Below are 16,997 nucleotides of genomic sequence, written 5' to 3' on the forward strand. Positions count from 1 at the left end.
GCGCTTAGCAATAGATTTGGCGGATTGCACGGGGGGGCGTGTATCCAAGTTTCGAAGCCGCGCGAACGGATCGCGCGCCGGAACGCCGGGCCCTGCCTACGACTTTAGTCGATTGGCCTTCGGCGGGCCTATCGTGCAAACAGGACGCGAAATCGTCAGTCGTCCGGTCGAGTAGGAGTAGGTCGTGGGCAAACTTGGAACCCCTCTGGTATTTGGGGTCATCGCGATCCTGGGGGCCGTCTCATTGGGCGTCATCGCCCTGCACCAGGGCGAAAGCGTCAGCGCGGTCTGGATGGTGGTCGCCGCCGTCTGCACCTATGCGATCGCCTACCGCTTCTACAGTCGCTACCTGGCCGGCAAGGTCATGCAGTTGCAGCCCTCGCGCCCGACCCCGGCGGTGCGGCGCGACGACGGCCTGGATTATGTGCCGACGCCCAGAAACGTCCTGTTCGGCCACCACTTCGCCGCCATCGCCGGCGCGGGGCCTCTGGTCGGGCCGGTGCTGGCCGCCCAGATGGGCTATCTGCCCGGCGTGCTGTGGATCCTGGTCGGGGCGGTGCTGGCGGGAGCGGTGCAGGACATGATGGTCCTGTTCATGTCCACCCGGCGCGACGGCAAGTCCCTGGGCGACATGATCCGCACCGAAATGGGCAATATCCCCGGCGTCATCGCCCAGGTGGGCGTGCTGATGATCATGGTCATCATCCTGGCCGTCCTGGCCCTGGTCGTGGTCAAGGCCCTGGCCGAGAGCCCGTGGGGAACCTTCACCGTCGCCGCCACCATTCCCATCGCCGTCTTCATGGGCCTTTACACCCGCTTCCTGCGGCCCGGCCGCGTGGGCGAGGTGTCGGTCATCGGCGTGGTCCTGCTGATCCTGGCCATCATCGGCGGCGGCCATGTGGCGGCTGACCCGTTCTGGGGCCCGGCCTTCACCCTGACGGGTCCGACCCTGGCCATACTGATGATGGTCTACGGCTTCATCGCCTCGGTCATCCCGGTCTGGCTGCTGCTGGCGCCGCGCGACTATCTGTCGACCTTCCTGAAGATCGGAGCCATCGTCGCCCTGGCCATCGGCATACTGATCGTGCGTCCGCACCTGCAGATGCCCGCGATCACCCCCTTCATCGACGGCACCGGCCCGGTCTTCGCCGGCGCCCTCTTCCCCTTCCTGTTCATCACCATCGCCTGCGGCGCGGTTTCGGGCTTCCACGCCCTGATCTCGTCGGGCACCACGCCCAAGCTGCTGGAGAACGAAGCCCAGATCCCGATGATCGGCTACGGCGCCATGCTGTGCGAAAGCTTCGTCGCCGTCATGGCCCTGATCGCCGCCACGGTTCTGGACCCGGCGGTCTATTTCGCCATGAACAGCCCGGTCGCCGTCATCGGCAAGGACGCGGCCTCGGCCGCCGCCGCCGTGGCCCAGTGGGGCTTCCACATCACCCCCGGCGAGTTGGAGCAACTGGCCCGGGACGTGGGCGAGCATTCGATCCTGTCGCGCGCGGGCGGCGCCCCCACCCTGGCGGTCGGCATGGCCCACATCCTGTCGGGCGTGATCGGCGGCAAGGCCATGATGGCCTTCTGGTACCATTTCGCCATCCTGTTCGAGGCCCTGTTCATCCTGACCACGGTCGACGCCGGCACCCGCGTCTGCCGCTTCATGATCCAGGACCTGCTGGGCGTCGCCGTGCCCAGGATGCGCGAGACCAAGTCCTGGGGCGCCAACGTCGTCGCCACGGCGCTTACGGTCGGCCTGTGGGGCTATTTCCTCTATACGGGCGTCGTCGATCCGCTGGGCGGCATCAACAGCCTGTGGCCCCTGTTCGGCATCGCCAATCAGATGCTGGCCGCCGTCGCCCTGATCCTGGGCACGGTCGTCCTGTTCAAGATGAAGCGGGAGCGGTTCGCCTGGGTCATGGTCGTCCCGGCGACCTGGCTCCTGATCTGCACCCTGACGGCCGGCTTCCAGAAGCTGTTCCATCCGGACGTCCGCATCGGCTTCCTGGCCCACGCCCGGAAGTATCAGGAGGCCCTGGGCGCCGGCGAACTGCTGGCCCCGGCCAAGACCGCCGGCGACATGCACCGGATCATCGTCAACGACTACGTCAACTCCGCCCTGACGGCGGGCTTCCTGTTCGTGGTCGTCACCATGGTGATCTATGGCGTCCTGGCCTGTCGCAAGGCCTATCTGAACAGCCGCCCGACCGTGCGCGAATATCCCGAGGCGCACGATCTGACCCCGGCCGACGATGCGGCGGACGTCGCCCGTGCCTGATCCCTCGGGCCAGGACGATCTGCTGTGCCTGTGCCGCGACGCCGCCGTTCGGTGGGGTCGCGGCGTCCGGCGCACGGCCGGCGCCATGATCGGCCAGCCGGACTATGAGGCCTATGTCCGGCATGCGACCGCGACCCACCCCGACCAGCCGCCTCTGGACAAGATCGCCTTCTTCCGCCTGCACGAGCAGCGCCGTTTCGGCGGCGCCGGCGGCTTCAAATGCTGCTGAGCTGACGGCCTGGACTTCGCCGTCCTCATTCCGGAATCCGCGCCCCGTCCCAGGCGAAGACCCCGCCGCTGTCCCCCGGCGTCAACCCCGCCGCCACCGCCAGCAGCCGTTCGGCCGAATGATCCGGGCTGAACAGCCGTCCCTCCCCCACCCCCTTCTGAAACGGCGCGCTCAGCCCCGTGTCCACCGTGCCGGGATGAAGCCCGGCGACCACCGCCAGGGGGTGGGTCCGCGCCGTCTCGATCGCCAGATTGCGCAGGATCATGTTCAGCGCCGCCTTGGACGCGCGATAGGCGTACCAGCCGCCCAGCCGATTGTCGCCGATCGAACCGACCCGCGCCGACAGGGCCGCGAACACCGCCCGCCGGTCGCGCGGCAGCAGGGGCAGGAGATGTTTGGCGACCAGGGCCGGCCCCACCGTATTGATCCGATAGTCCCTGAGCAGATGCTCGGCCTCAAGCTGACGCAGGGACCGCTCGGGCTGGAAACCGTCGTGCAGGACGCCGGTCGCGACCAGCACCAGGGTCGGCGCCGGGCCTTGCGCGACCCGCGCCGCCGCCTGGGCCAGACCCGCCTCGTCCTCCAGATCGGCCGCCAGGGCCTGGGCGCCGGGTGCCGCCGTCGCCGAACGCGACACGGCCCAGACGGGATCGAACGCGCCCTCGGCGACCAGACGCTGCGTCAGGGCTCGACCGAGCCCGCCCGTCGCCCCGATCACCACCGCAGATCCGTTCATCCCGTCTCCCCTCCCGTTTCGTCCCATGATAGGGGCGCGTCATGAGCATCACCACGGTCGGCCTCGATGCCGACGACACCCTCTGGCACAATGAGACGATCTTTCGTCTGACCCACGCCCGCTTCGTCGACCTGCTGGACGACCACGGCGACGCCGCCACGATCGAGGCGCGCCTGGCCGAGACCGAGCAGCGCAACCTGCGCCTCTACGGCTACGGCGTGAAGGGCTTCACCCTGTCGATGATCGAGACGGCCATGGAGCTGTGCGACGGCGGCGCCCCGCCCGAGGTGGTGCGCGAGATCCTGGCGGCCGGCCGCGAAATGCTGGCCCATCCGGTCGAGACCCTGCCCGGGGTGGACGAGGTGGTCGCCGAACTGGCTGAAAACTACCGCCTGGTCCTGATCACCAAGGGCGACCTCTTGGATCAGGAACGCAAGCTGGCCGCCTCGGGCCTGGGCGACCGGTTCGCGGCGGTCGAGATCGTCTCGGAAAAGGACCGGGCCACCTATGAACGGGTCTTCACCCGCCACGGCACAGGCCCGGCCGAAGCCGTCATGGCCGGCAATTCGATGAAGTCCGACGTCCTGCCCGCCATCGCCGCCGGCGCCTTCGGCGTCCACATCCCCTACCCCGTCACCTGGGCCCACGAACTCGCCGACGCCCCGGTGAACGAGCCGCGCTACGGATCCCTTTCCCGGATCGGCGAACTGCCCGACTGGATCGCGGCCGTCGCCGACGCATAAGCTCTTGCCCCCCCGCCCCTCCCTCTCTAAACGGGCCGCTTAACCGACAACCCGACGCAAGCTCCGCATGGCGACGCCCTGCGGCGGCTATGCGCGCGCAAAGAACCAAGGATCCGCTCGCCCCGTGCACGCCTCGGACATCAGTCATGACGAACGCGACGCCATGGTGCGCGCGGCGCTGGCCGAGCAGGGCGACAGCGGCGTGACGCCGCGCCATACGCTGTTCTTCTTCCTCGGCGACGAGGACGCCCACGGCGACCTGTGCGAGGTGGCGCGGCGCGCCGGCTTCATTGCGCGCGGCGAGGGCGACATGACGATTCTCGAGACCACCATGGCGGTCGATGCGGCGAGCTTTGCGCCCGTCTCGGCCATGATGCAGACCTGGGCCGCGGCCTTCCAGCTGGAGTACGACGGCTGGGAATGCGCGGTCGTGACCCACTAGAACAAAAAGAAGAGGCCCTCCCCATGCCCAAACGCACAGACATCCAGTCGATCCTCATCATCGGCGCCGGCCCCATCGTCATCGGTCAGGCGTGCGAGTTCGACTATTCGGGCGTCCAGGCGTGCAAGGCGCTGAAGGCCGAGGGGTACCGGGTCATTCTGGTCAACTCCAACCCCGCCACCATCATGACCGACCCGGAGGTGGCCGACGCCACCTATATCGAGCCGATCACGCCCGAGATGGTCGAAAAGATCATCGCCAAGGAACGCCCCGACGCCCTTCTGCCCACCATGGGCGGCCAGACCGCGCTGAACACCGCCCTGGCCCTGGACGCCTCGGGCGCGCTGAAGAAGTACGGGGTCGAGATGATCGGCGCGAAAGCCGAGGTCATCGACAAGGCCGAGGATCGCCAGAAATTCCGCGACGCCATGGACAAGCTGGGTCTGGAATCGCCCCGCTCCAAGGCCGCCCATTCGATGGAAGAGGCGCTGGAAGGGCTGGAATACGTCGGCCTGCCCGCCGTCATTCGTCCCTCCTTCACCCTGGCCGGCACCGGCGGCGGCATCGCCTTCAACCGCGAGGAGTTCGAGGAGATCGTCCTGCGCGGCCTGGACCTGTCGCCAACCACCGAGGTGCTGATCGAGGAATCGGTGCTGGGCTGGAAGGAGTATGAGATGGAGGTCGTCCGCGACACGGCGGACAATTGCATCATCATCTGCTCCATCGAGAACGTCGATCCGATGGGGGTCCACACCGGCGACTCCATCACCGTCGCCCCTGCGCTTACGCTGACCGACAAGGAATATCAGCGGATGCGGACCGGCTCGATCAACGTCCTGCGCGAAATCGGGGTCGAGACGGGCGGATCGAACGTCCAGTGGGCGATCAACCCCAAGGACGGCCGCATGGTCGTGATCGAGATGAACCCGCGCGTGTCGCGCTCGTCCGCCCTGGCCTCCAAGGCGACCGGTTTCCCCATCGCCAAGGTCGCCGCGCGTCTGGCCGTCGGCTACACCCTGGACGAACTGCAGAACGATATCACCCAGGTCACCCCGGCCAGCTTCGAGCCGTCGATCGACTATGTGGTCACCAAGATCCCGCGCTTCGCCTTCGAGAAATATCCGGGCTCGGAGCCCCTCTTGGGCACTTCGATGAAGTCGGTGGGCGAGGTCATGGCCATCGGCCGCACCTTCCAGGAATCGATGCAGAAGGCCCTGCGCGGGCTTGAGACCGGCCTGTCCGGCTTCGACGAGATCGAGATCGACGGCGTCGCCGATGTCGAGGACGCCGGCGCCGCCCGCGCCGCCGTGGTCCGCGCCCTGGGCGTGCCCACCCCCGACCGGATCCGCGTCATCGCCCAGGCCTTCCGCCACGGCCTGACGGTGGAAGAGGTTCAAGCCGCCTGTTCCTACGAGCCCTGGTTCCTGCGCCAGATCGCCGACATCGTGCGCGAGGAAGGCCACGTCCGCATCAAGGGCCTGCCGACCGACCCGACCGAGTTCCGCCGCCTGAAGGCCAAGGGCTTCTCCGACGCCCGTCTGGCCGCTCTGACCGGCAAGACCGAGAAAGAGGTCCGCGCCGCCCGTCGCGGCCTGAACGTCCGCCCCGTCTTCAAGCGGATCGACACCTGCGCGGCCGAGTTCGCCAGCGCCACCGCCTATATGTACTCGACCTATGAGACCGGCGCCCTGGGCCAGGTTCCCGAGTGCGAATCCGAACCGTCGGACAGGAAGAAGGCCGTCATCCTGGGCGGCGGCCCGAACCGGATCGGCCAGGGGATCGAGTTCGACTACTGCTGCTGCCACGCGGCCTTCGCCTTCGACGACATCGGCGTCGAGTCGATCATGGTCAACTGCAACCCCGAGACCGTCTCGACCGACTACGACACCTCCGACCGCCTGTATTTCGAGCCCCTGACGGCCGAGGACGTGCTGGAGCTGATCGAGGTCGAGCGGTCCAAGGGCGATCTGATCGGCGTCGTCGTCCAGTTCGGGGGCCAGACCCCGCTGAAACTGGCCCATGCGCTTCAGGAGGACGACATCCCCGTCCTGGGCACCAGCGTCGACTCGATCGACCTGGCCGAGGACCGCGAGCGCTTCCAGCAGATGCTGGAGGCCATCGGCCTGCGTCAGCCCCCCAACGCCCTGGCCCGCAGCGCCGAAGAGGCCGCGCAAAAGGCCGAAGAGGTCGGCTATCCCGTCGTCCTGCGCCCCTCCTATGTGCTCGGCGGCCGCGGCATGATGATCGTCCACGACCGCGAGCAGCTGGACCGCTACGTCCATGAGGCCATGCGCGTCTCGGGCGACGATCCCGTCCTGATCGACCACTATCTGAACCGCGCCACCGAGGTGGACGTGGACGCCCTGTGCGACGACGAGACCGTCTTCGTCGCGGGGGTGCTGGAGCATATCGAAGAAGCCGGGGTGCATTCCGGCGACAGCGCCTGCTCCATGCCGCCCTGGTCGCTGCGCCCCGAGACGGTGGCCGAGCTGAAGCGCCAGACCACCGAAATGGCCAAGGCCCTGAAGGTGCGCGGCCTGATGAACGTCCAGTTCGCCATCGAGGAGCCGCACGGCGCTGAGCCGCGCATCTTCGTGCTGGAGGTCAATCCGCGCGCCAGCCGCACGGCCCCCTTCGTGGCCAAGACCATCGGCCGGCCCATCGCCTCGATCGCCGCCAAGGTCATGGCGGGCGCGCCCCTGGCCTCCTTCGGCCTGACCGACGCCCCCTATGACCATATCGCGGTCAAGGAAGCCGTCTTCCCCTTCGCCCGCTTCGCCGGGGTGGACACCATCCTGGGCCCGGAAATGCGTTCGACCGGCGAGGTCATGGGCCTGGACTGGAAGCGCGAGGGCGAGGCCGACATGGCCCCCGCCTTCGCCCGCGCCTTCGCCAAGTCCCAGATCGGCGGCGGCGCCAAGCTGCCGACCTCCGGCTGCGCCTTCGTCTCGGTCAAGGAGGACGACAAGCCCTTCATCGTCGAGGCGGTGAAGACCCTGCTGGCCCAGGGCTTCTCCATCATCGCCACCGGCGGCACCCGCGACTATCTGGCCGCCCAGGGGATTGAGGTCGGCCTGGTCAAGAAGGTGCTGGAAGGCCGTCCCCACATCGTCGACGCCATGAAGAACGGCGAGGTCCAGCTGGTCTTCAACACCACCTCGGGCAAGCAGTCGCTGCAGGACAGCTTCTCGCTGCGCCGCACCGCCCTGATGATGAAGATCCCCTACTACACCACCACGGCGGGGGCCCTGGCCGCCGCCCAGGCCATCGGCGCCATCAAGGCCGGCGACCTGGATGTGAAGGCGATCCAGGACTACGCCTGACGGCCATCAGGACGCCGGATCGGCTTCCGGCGCGGCGTCCTCTCCCGCCACGATCCGTGTCGCGGCCAGGTCGGCGGTGACGTTGCCGACGGTGCGGAAGATGTCGGGGATGACCTCGACCGCCAGCAGCAGGGGCAGGACGCCGAGCGGCAGGCCCATGGCCAGACAGATGGGCCCGATGGCGGCGAAGAAGCTGACCTGACCCGGCAGGCCGACCGAGGCGATCGAGACGGCGATGGCCGTCAGTCCGCCGGCGACCAGGGCGGACAGGCTCAGATCCACCCCGTTCAGTTGGGCCACATAGAGGCAGACGGCCAGATTGGCGACCGGGCTGGTGATGCGGAACACCGCCACCGCCAGGGGCAGCACCAGGCCCGCCGAGGTCTGGGGCACGCCCAGCCAGTCGCGCGCCCGCTCGATCATCACCGGCAGGCTGGCCAGCGACGACTGGGTCGAGACGGCCACCACCTGGGCCGGGGCCACGGCGCGCGCGAACCGGGCCAGAGACATCCGCCCCCATAAAGTCGCCACGACATAGAGGATCAGGATCAGGCCGATCTGGCTCAGACAGACGACGGCGACATAGTGGGCCAGGGTGCCCGCCACCCCCAGCCCGGCCCGCAAGCCCACGCCGAGCGCCAGGGCGAAGACCCCGAAAGGCGCGGCCAGCAGCACCCAGTGCACGATCACCACCAGGGTCTCGGCCACCGCCTCGAAGAAGCCGGCCAGGGGGCGGCGCAGCTCGGGCTTGATCCGGGTCGCGGCGAAGCCGAAGGCCACGGCGAAGACCACGACCGCCAGAACCCCGTCGTCGGCCGCCGCCTTGATCAGATTGGCCGGCGCCAGACTGGCCAGAAAGGCGCGGAACCCGTCGGTCCGGGCCGCCTCGCCCGCCGTCTGGGCCACATCGGACGACACTCCGGCCAGGAGGGCGCGGCCCGCCTCTGGGTCAATGGGCCACAGGGCCAACAGCCCCAGGCCCGCCAGGATGGCGTAGACCGTCGCCCCGACCAGCAGGACGCCGAACACCGTCAGGGCCCGCGCCGCGATCCGCCCCGTCGCCGCCGCATCGGCGATGGAGACGATCCCCGTCACCAGAAGGCTGAAGACCAGGGGGATGACGGTCATTCGAAGGGCGTTCAGCCAGACCTGCCCCAGGCTCTCGATCACGCCCAACCCTCCGGTCAACAGGGGCGCATCGGCGCCTTGGGCCAAGGCGCCGACGACCACCCCGGCGACGAGGGCGGCGATCACAGCGAAGCTGAGCGAGGTGAAGAAGGCGGCGAGTCGGGAAGAGCGCATACGCCACGGCTAGCACCGGTTTCGTCCGCGCGCGCGTTAAACCTTCTATCGCCCGTCGTCAGCCCATGTCGTCGCAGGTGGAAACGCCCCCGCCGCCGCGCGTTGAGCCGGAAACAAAGGAGGCTTCCATGCCGCGTCTGAACTCCATCGTCCCCCTGGTCGGCAGCCTTCTGCTGTCGCGCGGCGGGCGGCGTCTGGCCGGGCGCCACGCCGGCAAACTGGCCCTGGCCACACTGGCGCTGGAGGTCTGGCGCAACCGCCGTCAGAAGGCGGGTCAGACCCAGCATCAGACGGCGTCCAAGGCCCGTCCGCAGCCCCGTTCAAGATGGAGCGGTCGGTCTCCGCGATAGGTCTGGACTTCCCGGACGGCGGGGCGGAATAGTCCGTTCCACCGCATGAGGAACCGCCCGATGATCAAGGTCCACCATCTGAACGACAGCCGGTCCCAGCGCGTCCTTTGGCTGCTGGAGGAGCTGGGGCTGGATTATGAGGTCGTGCGCTACGAACGCGACGCCAAGACCCGGCTGGCCCCGCCCGAACTGATCGCCGTCCATCCGCTGGGCAAGTCCCCCGTCATCGAGGACGGGGCGATCAAGGTCGCCGAGACCGGCGCCGTCGTCGAATATCTGCTGGACGCCCACGGCCGGGGCCGGCTGCGCCCGCCTCCCGGCACGGAAGAGGCGCGGCGCTTCACCTATTGGCTGCACTATGCGGAAGGGTCGGCCATGCCGCCCCTGCTGCTGAAACTGGTGTTCGGCCTGCTGCCCCGCCGCGCCCCCGCCCTGCTCAAACCCCTCGTCAACGGAATCGCCGCCAAGGCCCAGAGCGGCTTCGTCGATCCGCAGCTTCGCACCCATATCGGCTTCTGGGAGGACGAGCTGGGCCGGTCCGAATGGTTCGCCGGGGATCAGTTCACCGCCGCCGACATCATGATGAGTTTCCCGGTCGAGGCAGGGGCGGATCGGGCCTTCGACATAGCGACCAAGCCGCGCCTGGCCGCCTTCCTGCAACGCATCCACGCCCGTCCCGCCTATCAGCGGGCGCTGGAACGGGGCGGCCCCTACACCTATGCGTGATGGCGTCGCGGGGATGCGCCGCGCAACCCGACGGGGATGAAGACGTTAACGTCTCATGCGCCTTCAAACCATTCAGATCGTGGCCGGACTCGTCGCGGCCGTCGCCTTCATCCTGGCCTTCATGGCGGCCGGCGCCGCGGTGGCGTCGAGCCTGTTCATGCTGATGGGCCTGGCCGCCGTCGGCTGGCTGGCCTACAGCCTCATCAAGAGCGTCACCCACCGCAGCGGCAAGACCAAACCCCCCGCTCGCGCCTGATCTCGATCGGGCGCGGCGGCGCGCCCTTGAATTGCGGCGTGATAAGCCCTATTGTCTATGCCCGGCCGCGCCCGCCCCGCGGCCTTTTGTCTGCCTATTTCGCGTCTTTCCAGTCTCCGGGCGAACCAGAAAAATCACGACACCAATGGAAAAAGTGCCGATGACGGGCGAGGGCTACCGTGTCCTCGACGATCAACTGAAGCAATTGAAGTCGGTCGAGCGGCCGGCCGTCATCGCGGCCATATCCGAGGCCCGCGAGCACGGCGACCTGTCCGAAAACGCCGAATACCACGCCGCCAAGGAGCGTCAGGGCTGGATCGAGGGCCAGATCGCCGAGATCGAGGACAAGATCAGCCGCGCCCAGGTCATCGACGTGTCGAAACTGTCGGGCAATCAGGTCAAGTTCGGCGCCACCGTCACCGTGGTCGACGAGGACACGGAAGAAGAGGCTTGCTATCAGATCGTCGGCGAACACGAGGCCGATGTGAAGAAGGGCAAGATCTCCATCGCCTCGCCGATCGCCCGCGCGATGATCTCCAAGGAGGTCGGCGACGTGGTCGAGGTCAACACCCCCGGCGGGGTCAAGGCCTACGAGATCCTCAAGGTCGAGTGGAAATAACCACAGATCGAATAACCGTCTCCCTCCCCGTTCCGGGGAGGGTCGTCGCGCAGCGACGGGGTGGGGGCGGCCCGGCGGGCCGCTCTTGCTCGATCGGCCCCTTGTCTGTGGGGCGTCGCCGTGCCCGCCCCACCCGGCCTCGCTTCGCTCGCTCCCCCTCCTCGGAGGGGGGAGACAGAACAGATGTCTGACCCCGTCTCCATCTGGGTCGTCTCCGACGGCCGCACCGGCATAGAGAACCAGGCCCTGGGCTTGGCCGAGGCGGTTCAGCGCCTGACCCCGGCCGAGATCACGGTCAAACAGATCCGCTGGCGGCCCCTGTTCGACCGCCTGCCGTCGGCGCTGAAGACCCCGGCCATGCTGGCGTCCGCCCCGCTCGCGGCGCCCTGGCCCGATCTCTGGATCGCCGCCGGCCGGGCGACCCTGCCCCTCTCGACCCGCATCAAGCGCTGGAGCGGCGGCAAGACCTTCGTGGTTCAGACCCAGGATCCGCGCTGGGCGAACGACCGCTACGACCTGATCGTCGCCCCGGCCCATGACGACCTGTCGGGCGACAATGTCTTTGAAATCACCGGCTCCCCTCATCGCGTCACGCCGGAGCGGATCGCCCAGGCCGCCCCGGCCTTCGCCGACCGGATCGCCCCCCTGCCCCATCCCCGCGTCGCCGTCCTGATCGGCGGCCGGTCCAAGGCTTTCGACCTGACCCAGGCCCATGCGGCGGACCTGGCCGACCGGATCGCCGCCGCCGTCCGGGCCTCAGGCGGTTCGCTGATGCTGACCTTCTCGCGCCGAACGCCAGAAGCGGCCAAGGCGGTGATGACCGAACGCCTGTCGGGCCTGCCCGGCTGGATCTGGGACGGGACCGGCGACAACCCCCTGTTCGGCTTCCTGCATTTCGCCGACCATGTGCTGGTCACGCAGGACAGCGCCAACATGGCCGCCGAGGCTTCCTCGACCGGCAAGCCGGTTCACATCCTGCCCATGGTCGCGCTGAAGCCCGCCGGCAAGTTCGCCCGCCTGCACGAGGATCTTCAATCCCAAGGCGCGACCCGTCCCTTCGACGGGGCGCTGGACCGCTGGACCTACGCCCCCCTGGCGGAAACCGACCGGGCGGCCCATGCCGTGCTGGAGGCGATGCGAGCGCGGTAAGCCGATCACGCCGCTCATCCCGGCTTTCGCCGACATGAGCGCAACAGGGAGGATAATCTTCTGCGTCCGATTCTGACGCAGCCGTGGTGCAAGCCACCCGCTGGCGTCAGGATGCAACCTAAGAACCACTCGCAAAAATCTGCACGAAAGTGCACTAAAAAATTTGGAGTGGCCTTTAGTCGCCGCCCCCTCCGCCGCCACTGTCACAGCCGCCGTCCGCGCTGGAGTCGGCGCAGCCTGACGTGTCCGACGTCGGCGGGACGGCGCCGCCGTCCGAACCGTCGCCCTTCTTGGCCTTGGCGTTCGCCGCGCCCATCAAGGCCACGCCGAGGCCCGATCCGATGGCCGTGCCCAGGGCGAGCCCCAGGCCGACATTGTCCATCGCGACGCCCAGGGCCACGCCGATCGACAGACCCATGCCGATCCCGATCGGCAGGAAGGCCGCGTTCTTGTTGGTCATTCTCATCTCCCCTTCATCTCCGGCGAGACTAGCATCGCGCAAACGGGAATCAGCCCCTAAATAGGCGCATGACCCAAGCTCGTACCGTCCGCGTCGCCATCATCGGCTCCGGCCCCGCCGGCTGGACCGCCGCCATCTACGCCGCCCGCGCCTCGCTGAACCCCGTCGTCATCGCCGGTCTCCAGCCCGGCGGCCAGTTGACCATCACCACCGACGTCGAGAACTATCCCGGCTTCGCCGAGACCATTCAGGGCCCTTGGCTGATGGAGCAGATGCAGGCCCAGGCCCTGCACGTCGGCACGGAAGTCATCCACGACATCGTCGTCTCCGCCGATCTGTCGCAGCGCCCGTTCCGGCTGAAGCTGGACGGCGGCGAGGAAATCCTGGCCGAGACGGTCATCATCTCCACGGGCGCCCAGGCCAAGTGGCTGGGTCTGGAGTCCGAGGCCGCCTATCAGGGCTTCGGCGTCTCCGCCTGCGCCACCTGCGACGGCTTCTTCTATCGCGGCAAGAACGTGGTCGTGGTCGGCGGCGGCAACACGGCCGTCGAGGAAGCGCTGTTCCTCACCAACTTCGCCGCCAAGGTCACGGTGGTCCACCGTCGCGACGAGTTCCGCGCCGAGAAGATCCTGCAAGACCGCCTGTTCGCCCACCCCAAGGTCGAGGTGATCTGGAACGTGGCGGTGGAAGAGATTCTGGGCGTGGTGGACGGCGTCGCCCGCAACGTCACCGGCGTTCGCTTGAAGAACGTTCAGGACGGTTCGACCCAGGAGATCCCCGCCGACGGCGTCTTCATCGCCATCGGCCACGCCCCGTCGTCGGAACTGTTCAAGGGTCAGCTCGAGACCAATTCGGGCGGCTATATCCGCGTCAAACCCGGCACGGCCCAGACCGCAATCGAGGGCGTGTGGGCGGCCGGCGACGTGACCGACGACGTCTATCGCCAGGCTGTGACTGCGGCGGGCATGGGCTGTATGGCCGCGCTCGAAGCCAGCCGTTTCCTGGCCGAGGAAGACCACGCCAAGGCCAACCATCCCATCAGCCATAAGGAAGCCGAGAAGATCGGCGTCTGGTGAACGTCCGGACGGGCGGAGTCAGGCGAACAGCTGCAGACCCGGCGGCGCATATTGGACCGGCTGGCCTGTGCGGCGGCGCAGGGCGTAATCGACCGCCGTCTGCACCGCCTGTTCATCGGTCGGCTTTGACAGGACGCCAATGGCGCCCGCGACGCCGTCGCGCACCATGCCCGGATTGGCGGTCATGAACAGGACGGTCACGCCCATCTCCTGGCCCAGCTCGCGCCCCAGGCTTATGCCCGTGGGGCCGTCGGACAGGTGGATGTCGACCAGGGCCAGATCGACCTCATTTTCACGCGCCAGATTCTGGGCCGACTTCGACGTCGACGCCACACCCACGACCTTATGGCCCAAGTCTTCCAGGACGAAACGCAGCTCCATGGCGACGAGCGCTTCGTCTTCAATGATCAGGATGCGGGCGGTCATGAGGCGGGAGGCGGGTGCTTATGTTCTATGGCGGACAAAACGCAGAAAACGGCGATCGGTTTCAGTCAGGGTGGCTAAAGCCGATCTCTTTCCGCCGCCCGGCGTCGGGACAGCGCCGTAGCGGGCAAATCCACAACAATTCTTAAACCGTCGGCCGCCCATTCGCGCTGCAGCCGTCCGCCCAACTGACCCTCGACCGAAAGGCTGGCCAGCGAGGAGCCGAAGCCCTGACGCTCAGGCGGGCCCTCGATCTTCGGGCCGCCGATCTCCGTCCAGGTCAGGACGAACCGGTCTTCGTCGCGGCGGGTGATCAGTTCGACCCGCCCCGCCGTCGCCGCCAGGGCGCCGTACTTGGCCGCATTGGTGGCCAGTTCGTGGAACAGCAGGGCGACGGAGGTCGCCGCCTGGTCGTCGAACACGGCGTCGTCGCCGCTGATGTGAACGCGCGGAGCGCCCGTGTCATCGCTGTACGCCCTGAACAGATCCGCCAGGAAGGTGTGCAGGGTGGTGGCCCCAACCGTCGGCTGAGACGCCTCCGTGTGCGGTCGGACGAACTCATGGGCGCGGGCCAGGGCGGCGATACGGGTCCGCAGAGACGAAGCAAAGGCCCGGGCCTCAGGATACTGACGGGCCGACAGGGCCACCAGCGCCGTGACCACGGCGAAGATGTTCTTGATCCGGTGGCTCAGCTCCTGGCTGACCAGTTCGCGACCCTGCTCCAGCCGTTTCAGCTCGTCGATGTCGGTGCAGGTGCCGAACCAGCGGGTGATCTCGCCATCCTCGTTGCGGATCGCCACCGCCCGCCCCAAGGTCCAGCGATAGACCCCCGAATGGTGCTTCAGCCGATATTCGATCTCATAGGGTTCGCCCGTCTCCAGCGACCGGCTCCAGCGGGCCCAGGCCCGCTGCTGATCGTCGGGATGGAACATGTCGTTCCAGCCTTCGCCGTCCGTCGATCCGGCGGGCACGCCGGTGAACTCGTACCAGCGCGCATTGTAGTAGTCGTGGAAGCCGTCGGGCCGCGTCGACCAGACCATCTGGGGCATGGCGTCGGCCAGCACCCGGAACTGGGCCTCGCTGGCCCTCAGCCGGGCGGCGACGTCGTCGGACGCCTCCAAGGCCCGTTCAAGCGCGTCCCGGCCCTCGTCTCTCTGACGCAGGGCGCGGCGCAGTTCCATCTGCGACATCACCTGACCGGCCAGGGTCTTGAGCGCCGTCTCCTGAAGCTCAGTCAGACCTTCCGGCCGGGGCTGGGTGTCCAGAACGCACAGGGTGCCCAAGGGCAGGCCGCTGGGCGTCTTCAGCAACCGCCCCGCATAGAAGCGCAAGCCCGGCGCCTCATGCACCAGAGGATTGCCGTCGAACCGGGCGTCCTTCGTCGCATCCGGCACCACCAGCCCGTCCTCATTCAACAGAGCGTGGGCGCAGAAGGAGGTCGCCAGCGGCGTCTCGCGCACGCCCAGCCCGACCTCGGCCTTGAACCACTGCCGTCCGGAGTCGATCAGATTGACGACCGCGATCGGGGTCTCGCAGATGCGGGCGATCAAGGCCACCACGTCGTCAAAGGCGGCCTCGCGCGCCGTATCCAGAATGCCGTAGTCTCTCAGGGCCGCCAGACGCTCGGACTCATCCCACCGTGCAGGTTCAGCAATGGGGTCGGTCAAACAGGCGTCCTTTCGAGGCCGTAAGCGGGATCAGCAGCTTCAATGCTCGACCCGCGCAAGCGTTGCATTAGAACGCCAATCGCTTCACTTGGCGGGGCGTCCGACCTCTTCCACCGCCATCACGGCGACGCCTGCCGGAGCGGGCTCCGGCTCCGGCTTGGCCTCCAGGGCCTGAAGCCGCGCATTGATGGCGGCGACCTCTTCCTGGGTAGGCAGACGACGTCCGCCAAGGCTGACCACGCCCACCACCCTTTGACGTCCATCGACCTCGACGGTCTTAAGCGGGGCCGCCTGCCCTGCCTCGGCGGGGACCGCGTCCGGGTCCGGGCCTCCGGTCCCCTGGCCGGGTTGGACGCCGGGTCGGGGGCGGGCGAACCGCGCTTCATCGATCAGGGGCTCCCGCCCCTTGTAAACGGCGCGGAAGGCGGCGGTCTCGCCGTAAAGCCCTTTCCAGCGATAGAAGACGTGCGTCCCGATCTTGTTGACGCGCGAGACGGTCGGCGCCCACCAGGGATCCACATAGTCGGCGTGATAGTGGGTGGCGGTCCCCACCGTCTGGGCCACATAGCCGTTCAGGGCCTTTTCGGCCGCCTTGCGCGCCCGCTCCCACGCCCAGGGAACCGGCGCCTGAGAAAGGGCGCCGTCGCAGGTGAAGCTGAACTGGCACCCGGTCGTCCGCTCGGCGCCTTCAAACACAACGCCGCACACCGTGTCGGCGTAGTTGGGATCGCGCACGCGGTTCAGCACCACCTGAGCCACCGCCGCCTGGCCCTCGTCGGACTCCAGCGCCGCCTCGTAATAGACCGCCTGGGTCAGGCACCGCAGGGCGCGACGGCGATCCTCGGCCCCGCCCTTGAAGACGAAGGGCCGCGCCGGACGCAGGGCTCCGGCCGTCGCCAGGGTCGCACCTGGGGTGAAGGCCGCCGGGGTCAGGGCCGGATCGTGCCGCTGCGCCAGGGCCAGCTGCGAGGCGCTCAGCCGCCCCTCAAGAGCGGCCAGGCCGTGGGGCCCCAGATCGCCCTGGGTGATCCGCGCCACGGCCTCCGCCGTCCGATCCGCGTCCGGCCGCACGGCCGAGCCGGCCGACAGGGCGACGCCCAGCACGGCGGCGGCGGCGGGCAAGGCCGCAGCCGAGCGCCTGACCGCCGCCCAAATCCGGTTCCAATGGGTAAGGACCATTCTGTTCCACAGCAGGCGCGACCAGGTCATGGACGCAGGAGGCCC

17 protein-coding genes are annotated in these 16,997 nt (G+C 68.2%); 11 read left to right on the forward strand and 6 right to left on the reverse strand.

The genetic code is table 11. The features are described from left to right. Nucleotides 1-184: 184 nt before the first annotated feature. Both GGQ93_RS02490 and GGQ93_RS02495 read left to right on the forward strand, forming a co-directional pair. Complete coding sequence (locus tag GGQ93_RS02490; RefSeq protein ID WP_183215011.1) at nucleotides 185-2,272, forward strand: carbon starvation CstA family protein; 2,088 nt, start codon at nucleotides 185-187, stop codon at nucleotides 2,270-2,272. Beyond that, a complete protein-coding gene (locus GGQ93_RS02495) occupies nucleotides 2,265-2,501 on the forward strand; it encodes a YbdD/YjiX family protein (RefSeq protein WP_224764281.1) in 237 nt (78 codons plus the stop codon). Before GGQ93_RS02490 ends, GGQ93_RS02495 begins: the two co-directional genes overlap by 8 nt. Before the next feature lie 25 nt (nucleotides 2,502-2,526). Here the strand turns inward: GGQ93_RS02495 and GGQ93_RS02500 are convergent, their stop codons facing one another. Next, nucleotides 2,527-3,237 carry an SDR family NAD(P)-dependent oxidoreductase gene (locus GGQ93_RS02500; protein ID WP_183215012.1) on the reverse strand — a complete coding sequence of 237 codons (711 nt, stop codon included), beginning with the start codon at nucleotides 3,235-3,237 and terminating at the stop codon, nucleotides 2,527-2,529. A gap of 41 nt (nucleotides 3,238-3,278) precedes the next feature. Between GGQ93_RS02500 and GGQ93_RS02505 the strand changes: the two genes are divergently transcribed. From GGQ93_RS02505 to carB, 3 genes are all read left to right on the forward strand, one after another. Then, nucleotides 3,279-3,980 (forward strand): HAD family hydrolase, encoded by a 702-nt coding sequence (locus GGQ93_RS02505; RefSeq protein ID WP_183215013.1) that lies wholly within the window; start codon nucleotides 3,279-3,281, stop codon nucleotides 3,978-3,980. A 124-nt stretch (nucleotides 3,981-4,104) separates the two neighbouring features. Continuing rightward, nucleotides 4,105-4,422 (forward strand): ribonuclease E inhibitor RraB, encoded by a 318-nt coding sequence (locus GGQ93_RS02510; protein WP_224761038.1) that lies wholly within the window; start codon nucleotides 4,105-4,107, stop codon nucleotides 4,420-4,422. Between the two features lie 23 nt (nucleotides 4,423-4,445). Continuing rightward, nucleotides 4,446-7,745, forward strand: coding sequence for a carbamoyl-phosphate synthase large subunit (gene carB, locus GGQ93_RS02515; protein WP_183215014.1), 3,300 nt, complete (start codon nucleotides 4,446-4,448; stop codon nucleotides 7,743-7,745). Between the two features lie 6 nt (nucleotides 7,746-7,751). Here the strand turns inward: carB and GGQ93_RS02520 are convergent, their stop codons facing one another. Continuing rightward, nucleotides 7,752-9,047: a dicarboxylate/amino acid:cation symporter gene (locus GGQ93_RS02520; RefSeq protein ID WP_183215015.1), complete on the reverse strand. Its 1,296-nt coding sequence runs from the start codon at nucleotides 9,045-9,047 to the stop codon at nucleotides 7,752-7,754. Nucleotides 9,048-9,175: 128 nt separating this feature from the next. Between GGQ93_RS02520 and GGQ93_RS02525 the strand changes: the two genes are divergently transcribed. From GGQ93_RS02525 to GGQ93_RS02545, 5 genes are all read left to right on the forward strand, one after another. Beyond that, complete coding sequence (locus tag GGQ93_RS02525) at nucleotides 9,176-9,397, forward strand: hypothetical protein (protein WP_054766533.1); 222 nt, start codon at nucleotides 9,176-9,178, stop codon at nucleotides 9,395-9,397. Nucleotides 9,398-9,457: 60 nt separating this feature from the next. Further along, entirely contained in the window at nucleotides 9,458-10,123 is a 666-nt protein-coding gene (locus tag GGQ93_RS02530; protein WP_183215016.1) for a glutathione S-transferase family protein, read from the forward strand. A 55-nt stretch (nucleotides 10,124-10,178) separates the two neighbouring features. Further along, a complete protein-coding gene (locus tag GGQ93_RS02535; protein WP_183215017.1) occupies nucleotides 10,179-10,379 on the forward strand; it encodes a hypothetical protein in 201 nt (66 codons plus the stop codon). Between the two features lie 145 nt (nucleotides 10,380-10,524). Beyond that, nucleotides 10,525-10,998: a transcription elongation factor GreA gene (gene greA, locus GGQ93_RS02540; protein WP_152950873.1), complete on the forward strand. Its 474-nt coding sequence runs from the start codon at nucleotides 10,525-10,527 to the stop codon at nucleotides 10,996-10,998. Nucleotides 10,999-11,181: 183 nt separating this feature from the next. After that, nucleotides 11,182-12,147, forward strand: coding sequence for a mitochondrial fission ELM1 family protein (locus GGQ93_RS02545; RefSeq protein WP_183215018.1), 966 nt, complete (start codon nucleotides 11,182-11,184; stop codon nucleotides 12,145-12,147). Nucleotides 12,148-12,322: 175 nt separating this feature from the next. Here the strand turns inward: GGQ93_RS02545 and GGQ93_RS02550 are convergent, their stop codons facing one another. Further along, on the reverse strand, nucleotides 12,323-12,607 hold the full coding sequence (locus GGQ93_RS02550) for a glycine zipper domain-containing protein (RefSeq protein WP_201463047.1): 285 nt from the start codon (nucleotides 12,605-12,607) through the stop codon (nucleotides 12,323-12,325). A 68-nt stretch (nucleotides 12,608-12,675) separates the two neighbouring features. On the opposite strand from GGQ93_RS02550, the gene trxB reads away from it, so the two are divergent. After that, the gene (trxB, locus tag GGQ93_RS02555) at nucleotides 12,676-13,683 is read left to right on the forward strand and encodes a thioredoxin-disulfide reductase (RefSeq protein WP_183215019.1); all 1,008 of its coding nucleotides are present in this window, start codon (nucleotides 12,676-12,678) and stop codon (nucleotides 13,681-13,683) included. Between the two features lie 18 nt (nucleotides 13,684-13,701). Here trxB and GGQ93_RS02560 read toward each other — a convergent pair whose 3' ends face one another. From GGQ93_RS02560 to GGQ93_RS02570, 3 genes are all read right to left on the reverse strand, one after another. Then, entirely contained in the window at nucleotides 13,702-14,109 is a 408-nt protein-coding gene (locus GGQ93_RS02560) for a response regulator (protein ID WP_054766540.1), read from the reverse strand. 74 nt (nucleotides 14,110-14,183) lie between these two features. Next, complete coding sequence (locus GGQ93_RS02565) at nucleotides 14,184-15,773, reverse strand: sensor histidine kinase (protein ID WP_221233497.1); 1,590 nt, start codon at nucleotides 15,771-15,773, stop codon at nucleotides 14,184-14,186. Nucleotides 15,774-15,857: 84 nt separating this feature from the next. Continuing rightward, a complete protein-coding gene (locus tag GGQ93_RS02570) occupies nucleotides 15,858-16,952 on the reverse strand; it encodes a cell wall hydrolase (RefSeq protein WP_054767042.1) in 1,095 nt (364 codons plus the stop codon). Nucleotides 16,953-16,997 lie beyond the last annotated feature (45 nt).

It is taken from the genome of Brevundimonas aurantiaca (assembly GCF_014199955.1).
In the GTDB taxonomy this organism is placed as follows: domain Bacteria; phylum Pseudomonadota; class Alphaproteobacteria; order Caulobacterales; family Caulobacteraceae; genus Brevundimonas; species Brevundimonas aurantiaca.